5 protein-coding genes are annotated in these 6,926 nt (G+C 49.3%); all 5 read right to left on the reverse strand.

The genetic code is table 11. The features are described 5' to 3' along the window. Positions 1-16: 16 nt before the first annotated feature. A complete protein-coding gene (locus PAT3040_RS07220; RefSeq protein ID WP_181376479.1) occupies positions 17-1,519 on the reverse strand; it encodes a M81 family metallopeptidase in 1,503 nt (500 codons plus the stop codon). Positions 1,520-1,531: 12 nt separating this feature from the next. Then, the gene (ilvD, locus tag PAT3040_RS07225; RefSeq protein WP_219930246.1) at positions 1,532-3,289 is read right to left on the reverse strand and encodes a dihydroxy-acid dehydratase; all 1,758 of its coding nucleotides are present in this window, start codon (positions 3,287-3,289) and stop codon (positions 1,532-1,534) included. Between the two features lie 121 nt (positions 3,290-3,410). Next, positions 3,411-5,849 (reverse strand): S-layer homology domain-containing protein, encoded by a 2,439-nt coding sequence (locus PAT3040_RS07230; protein ID WP_108992060.1) that lies wholly within the window; start codon positions 5,847-5,849, stop codon positions 3,411-3,413. 63 nt (positions 5,850-5,912) lie between these two features. Continuing rightward, positions 5,913-6,089, reverse strand: a complete 177-nt coding sequence (locus tag PAT3040_RS07235; protein ID WP_181376480.1) for a twin-arginine translocase TatA/TatE family subunit — start codon at positions 6,087-6,089, stop codon at positions 5,913-5,915. A gap of 90 nt (positions 6,090-6,179) precedes the next feature. Then, positions 6,180-6,926, reverse strand: a 747-nt coding sequence (locus PAT3040_RS36830) for a hypothetical protein (RefSeq protein ID WP_181376481.1), incomplete at its 5' end; no start/stop codon positions are given.

Here is a 6,926-nt window from a genome sequence, read left to right on the forward strand (position 1 = left end):
CCTTTGCTGCAAGCAGCTACACGATGTAATCCAGACATTCATCCAAAGGAAATAAGGGTCTTGGCGCCTTTTTAAACGCCAGCTCCAATAAATTCGCAGTGCTTGCTCCAGGCGTATCAACAATGTAAATACCGCCATTCGCGATGCGTTCATATTCGGCTCGAAACTGCGAAGCTGATTTCACCAGAACGAAATCGGCTTCCAGCGGTTCCAGACCAACACTTCTATACATAGCCGGATCACCGGTAAAGGTCGGATGCTCCATCAGCAGCAAATGTATGCTGCCTATGCGAATAACTGCACAATGGCCCATAAACGCCTTCATATTGGAGACCGTACCGCCGCCAAAAGTAAATGAACCCTCTGAGGAGACGTGTTCCACCGTCCCTTGAATTTCGACAGGTTGCCCGTATTCGATACTCTTGGAGTGACCGACACTTAATGTCACGCTTTGACCTGCGCCTTTGTCAGCAGCCAGCTTGGCTGCATGGCCATCAACCATACTTAACAGGCAAGTAAATCTCAATTCATCGCCGAATTGCAGAAGCTGACGCAACACGGCATTGCTGTCTCCAGGCGACCCGGCTCCAGGACTGTCTGCAGAGTCGGAAACAATAACGGGACCCGCTGGCTTTTGCTTTCTCATTACCTCTATGATTTGTTCTACATGCCATAAATTCACTTGAAATTGTTGACGTCTGCTCCATAATAACGCCGCCAGCCGCTTTGCTTCCTTCTCTGCTTTCGCTGCATCCCTGCCTACAACGACAACCGTACAGCCAAGCTCGGCGACATCCAGCCACGGCTGAACAATCAGAAGCGAGGTCTCTAATGAAGCTCCGTTTTGCCGGCCTCTGTCCGCTTCCAACCACAACCCCTTCATGGGATCGACACTTGTTGTATGCGCTTCTGCCGGCAAAATTAAAGGGATTTTTACATGATGCATGTACGGCTTAATCGACTTATCCATCATTGAAAACAACATATTGGCAGCTCTGTAGCCCGTATCGGCATAATCGGCATGAGGGAATGTTCGATAAGCGACAAGCGCATCCGCTTGATCCATGATCGTCTGAGTAACGTTAGCATGCGAATCAAGCGTAATAACGATTGGAACATCTGCACCTACCTGATTGCGAATCAGGGTGACAATTTCCCCATCGGCATCATCGCTGTCTTCGGCTACCCATGAACCATGCAAAGCAAATAAAACGCCATCGCATGCAGGCAAACCCTCCAATCGCTCAATCAGCAATCGCTTTAGCTTATCCAGATCGCTCCGCCTGATAGGCCCGGAAGAACACGCTTGGGTAAATAGGGTTGGAAGTATGGCGACATCGGATCGCTCCTTGGCGGCACGGAGGAATCCGCTTAATTCATTGTCTACGTTATTGTCGAACAATTGCTCTCCCGTTCTAAAATAATAGTTATAAAAATCAGAGATGCCGCTTTTGCATGAGCTAAACGTATTGCTTTCCTGAAGCATGCCTCCAACGACGATATTCAACTTTCTTGCCAATACCATTCTCCCCTATTCAAAATAATTGGAATGATAACTCGAGCATGAGCCTCCCTCTAACGCCGGTCTTGCGCCGCGTGTATATTGGCCCAACACGCCTTTATGCGTAATAGTCGGAGGCGTCCAGCTTTCCAGACGCTTGCTGTATATCTGTTCAATTTCAGCCGAAGTACGTTCTACGCCTTCCGTTCCAACTACATCGATTGTTCGGTTCGGAATATCTATTAAAATAATGTCATCATTCTGAACAACGGCAATCGGGCCTCCCGAGAGCGCTTCGGGTCCCAGATACCCTACGCAAGGTCCGCGCGTAGCGCCGGAAAATCTCCCATCCGTCACCAATGATGTCGTGTGTGAAAGCAAAGGATCAGAAGCGATTAATTCAGAGATAAAAAACATCTCCGGCATACCGACAGCCTTGGGACCTTGATAACGAACAATAATGACATCACCCGGCACAATTTCCTTATTGATAAGCGCATCGACGGCAGAACGTTCGGTATCATAAACTTTCGCCCTCCCCTTATGCACCTGCATGTCTGCCGAAACCGCCGAGATTTTAATCGTTGCTTCTTTCGGCGCCAAATTGCCTTTTAACACGGCAAGCGATCCATGAGGTTTAAGCGGTTTGGATATAGGATAAATAACATTTCGGCGATTTAGCTTGTAATTGGCCAAAAACATTTCTGCAAAACGAGGCATTTCGTTGTTTCGATATTCGTTTAAGTTTTCTCGTAATGTCCTTCCGGTTACAGTCAGCGCATCCAGATGCAAAAAGGATTCAAGCTCGAGCATCACCTGCGGTACGCCTCCCGCATACCAAAACAGCTCTGTCGGATAATGGCCGGCTGTCTTCGTATCAACAAGCACCGGAATTTGACGATGGAGGCGATCAAACTGCTGCGCATCGAGCTCAATCCCGATTTCTCTGGCGATCGCAATTAAATGCATAACCGCATTTAACGAACCGCCAATAGCAGAATGGACCATAATGGCATTCTCGAAAGCTTCCTTCGTCAATATTTTAGAAGGTGTTATCCCTTCGTCCACCAGCCGCATAATTTGTTGACCGGCAGCGCGCGCCATGCGCCCGATCTCCGCATTTGTTGCAGGAATTAACGCTGACCAAGGCAACGCTAATCCTAAAGCCTCTGCCATTACTTGCATCGTAGCCGCGGTCCCCATATATTGACAAGCACCGCAGGTAGGGCAGCAAGCACGTTGAAAAGCTAAAAACTCTTCCTTGGTCATTTTGCCTTTATCTACTTCTACGCTCATATGCCATAGCTCTTCATTGGAACGCATGCAAGGGCCCGCCCCCATTGCTCCGCCAGGCACATGAATAGCTGGTATGTCCAACCTGGCTATCGCCATCAAATGAGCCGGAACCGCCTTATCTCCAGCAGAGGATAGAACCATTGCGTCAAATGGGGTAGCCATGGCATGAATTTCGACCATGGAAGCAATCATATCCCGGGATGGAAGGGAGTACTTCATACCTTGATGCGCTTGCGCGACTCCATCGCATATGTCTGTTGCTGTATAGATAGCAGGTTTTCCGTCCATTTGAAAAACGCCTTTTTCGATCTCGCTTACCAGCTGATTTAAGTGATAGGAGCTGGGATGACTAGCCCCATGCGTACTTTCAACCAGTACCTGCACCTTATTTAAATCCTCGACTGTCCAATCCATCGACATTCTAAGCGCATCGCCTTCGAAGCTGATTTTTCGCACTTTTTGACTTTCTAACGACTCGATTTCTCTCTTCAACCTTAACAGCCTCTTTTCGCATATATATAATCAAACGTTTTTGGATCGATATCACAGAAAAGAGAGTGCCCAAAGTTATCCATAATAACTTTGGGTGCCCTCTTTCGGATAAATCAGAACATTAATTGATAAAATTAGCGGTCTGAAGAAACCGTTTGATCGAGACAGTGGCTTGCGCCCTTGTTACTGTACCCTGAGGAACAAGACGGGTCTCTGTAACCCCTTTAAAAATATGGCTATGAACGATATCCGCCATAGCTGCAACTGCCCACCGGTTAATATCGGCATGATCTTCGAAGGCTTGCAAATCGAGCATTCCTGGAGCGCCCGCTGTTTTATTGGCAAATTTCAAAGCATTTGACAACATAACCGCCATTTGCTCCCTCGTGATCGTTGCCTTCGGCCGGAATGAGCCATCCTCAAAGCCGCTGATGACAGACGCCCTGGATGCAGCGCCAACTGCTCCGGCAAACCAATCTGCTGCCGAAATATCACTGAACTTCTCGGCATACGAATCATCTTCGACAAGTCCCAGCGCCCGTACGAGCAGGCTGACAAATTCAGCGCGCGTTACAGGATTGTCCGGGGCGAAGCTCGTTTGGGAAATTCCCTTTACAATTTGTTTGGATGCGAGTAAATCGACATCGGATTTCGACCAATGTCCCTGTAAATCAGTAAACGATTTCTTAGCATGAACAACCGCATACAAACTGTTCGTGTTTCGATACATGGTTGCTTCCGTAATCCCGTTGGTCGTATTGAACACGGAAGGAACGAAGGAAACGTTATAGGAAACCGGATCAATTACAACTGCCGTGCTTCTGGATGCGTCAACGTTGCCTGCCAAATAGAGACTCCTTGCTACGTATGTGCTGCCGAAATCGGAGATCGTATAGCTGTTATCGCCGGTCTCCACATAAAGCGTGAATTCAACGATGTCGCCAAGCAACGCGATGTCTGTTTCCGCGAGATGATCAACGATTCGTTTCGCATCGGGATCTGTAATTGTCCTCATCCAAACATAGACAACGGCCTTGTCCGTTTGTTCTTGTCCGAGTTTTTTCAAGAGAGAAACCAGGGGCGGCAAATGAACCGGCAAACGGTAATCGGCATTGTCAGCTTTAATTCTGATAAAGACATCAGAATCTAACCTGGCTGCATCAAGTATAGCCTTGGCTGGAATTCCCACCCGTCGAACCGGCTCGGTTCCGGTTACTTCAAACGTAACCGTTCGTTCGTCTTGCTCCTTGTCCGCCAGCATGTCGAACGCCTTGATCAACGGATCCGCATGAAGTATGGCCTCATACACAGAAGTCCCATCAGCATCCGGCGCAACACGGATCGCAGCCGTTGAAGGGTCAAGCTTGAGCCCGCCAGGAACAGCCGTTATGCCATTGGAACCTGTCTCCGCGCCATTAGGAGGAGTCGTGTTCCCCCCGCCTTCAGGATTTTCGGGTACTATGCGATTGGCACGATGAACGGTCAGCGAATTGCCATTAAAATTTGCCACATACACATGGGCAGAGACCTGATCTACAGCGAGCGCAACAGGGTTCTTGCCGCTTGTAATCTGCGTCGTTTCATGAGTTGCTCCATCAATGACCGTGACGGTATTGCTGCCGAAATTCGCTGCATAAACCTTGTTGCCATCCTCATATACGGCAAGCGCTGCAGGACTTGAGCCGACAGCTACGGTCGAGGTGCTGTTGTTCGTGCCGTCAATAATCGTAACGTTCCCGCTTCGTTTATTGGCAACGTAAATTTTGTTGGTCGCTTGATTGACTGCAACGGCGCTCGGCGCGAGCCCGGACGCAACCGTTGTCGTATTCCCGGTTGCACCATCAATAACGGTGACGTTATGACCGAATAAATTCGCCACGTATATGCGATTTGTAGACGAATGGACTGCTATCGCGTTAGGACCCAACCCGACGGCTATCGTTTCAGTTGCGAGCGTGGCTCCATCAATGACGGTCACGTTGTCGCTGTCGATGTTTGCGACATATACCTTATTGGTCGCTTCATTAACAGCCAGCGCGAACGGACTGTCTCCGACAGCCACATCTTGTGTGTGAAGTGTCGTTCCATCGATTACGATTACATTCCCGCTTCCGGCATTTGCCACGTAAATCTTGTTGGTCACGGAATTGACTGCAACGGCAAAAGGCCGTTCCCCCACAGCTATAGTCGACGCAGCATTGGTCGCCCCGTCTATCACTGTCATGTCATCACTGTCCGCATTGACGACGTAAACCAGGTTAGTTACAGGATTTACAGCGACTGCATAAGGAGTCGTACCGGTCGCAACGGTAGCCTCCGGAACCATTCCTGCATCCGTTTCTTTTAAAATCGTTACTGTATCACTATCCGCATTCGCAACATAAACTCGTTTGGTCTGCGGATTGATCGCTACATCATGAGGCCCTCCCCCCGTTGATAGGTTCGATAAAGAGGCTGCCGCCTCCGCTATTTGCCCTGCTGGAAACCCGGAGGCAAACAGCGCGATGGCAAGCATAACGATCCAGGCAGATCTTTTCGAAGACTTCATATAAGCTTTCATTTATCCACCGATCCTTTCCATGAATGATTGCTTAGTCAAGGGATCTCCTTGCCCCGCTCCATGTCAGGAACCTTTCTTATCGTCGGTGTCCAGATCCTCGATCAACGGCTTTGTTCCGGCTTTGAATTCTTGCAACGTCCGACCGACGGCGCGACCAAGTTCAGGCAGCTTTTTCGAGCCAAAGAGCAGAATCCCCGCCAACACGATCAATGCAATTCCCGTAGGGCCGATCCCCAGCATAGCTCCCACCTCCTTATAATCAGGCTTCCCTTTTCCATTTAAGACCGTTGGACATGACACTTGGAGCAGAAGCATAGTAAATCCGCTGTCTTACGCCAGCGAAACTGCCTGACCGTCGGTGTCGGAAGTCGGTGTGCCATTCTTGAAGCGTAGAGAACCGTCAGCAGCAACCCACAGATGAGAGGTTTGATTGGATGCTGAATTTTTGAATTTGAGATGACCTTTGTCCCCGGCACCCACAATATTGATGCTGCCGTTCGTTGAAAAGCTGTCTCTCTGATCCTGGCCCTCAGCCATCGATTTCATTTTGGCTCCTGCAATTGAAGCTTCTCCCAGGGTCGTGCAGACGATTTGCGAATCATCCAGATAATCCAGGTTCGTTGTCAGCCCATTGATATATAATTTCGATCCGTCAGTAACTTCGGCGAATTTGGCAGCCACATTGCCTACGATTGGAATGTCTCCGCCGGTAAGAGTGAGATGAGAATTATTTTGTACGCTAACTACATAGTCGCCAACTGCTGTCCGACCTCCGTAATAGTTATAGGTCATAAAACCTATGATGTTGACAGAACTTGATCCTATAGCAAGAAAAGGAGAAACGGATATGAGCGTACCGTTGGCTTCTTCCGCGCCGCAGCCGGTCAAAGTTAACCCAAAGCCGCGAAGCAGGTAAATCGCTTCCGGGAGGGGCCTGGCAGGGTGGTATCCGATATAGTCTGCTCCGCAGGCACTAAAGTTGGAGTAGGAGAGGTTAATTTTCCACGCCCACTTGTCGCAGGCTCCCGCCCAACAAGAGCTGACAGTATGGCTTTTCCCCCCCCCCCCCCCCCCCCC

Source organism: Paenibacillus agaridevorans (assembly GCF_003112455.1).
In the GTDB taxonomy this organism is placed as follows: domain Bacteria; phylum Bacillota; class Bacilli; order Paenibacillales; family Paenibacillaceae; genus Pristimantibacillus; species Pristimantibacillus agaridevorans.

Excerpts from the sequence above, each read along its gene's own strand:
- PAT3040_RS07235 (WP_181376480.1), bottom strand. The coding sequence starts at position 6,089 with ATGCTGGGGATCGGCCCTACGGGAATTGCATTGATCGTGTTGGCGGGG.
- PAT3040_RS07230 (WP_108992060.1), bottom strand. The coding sequence starts at position 5,849 with ATGAAAGCTTATATGAAGTCTTCGAAAAGATCTGCCTGGATCGTTATG.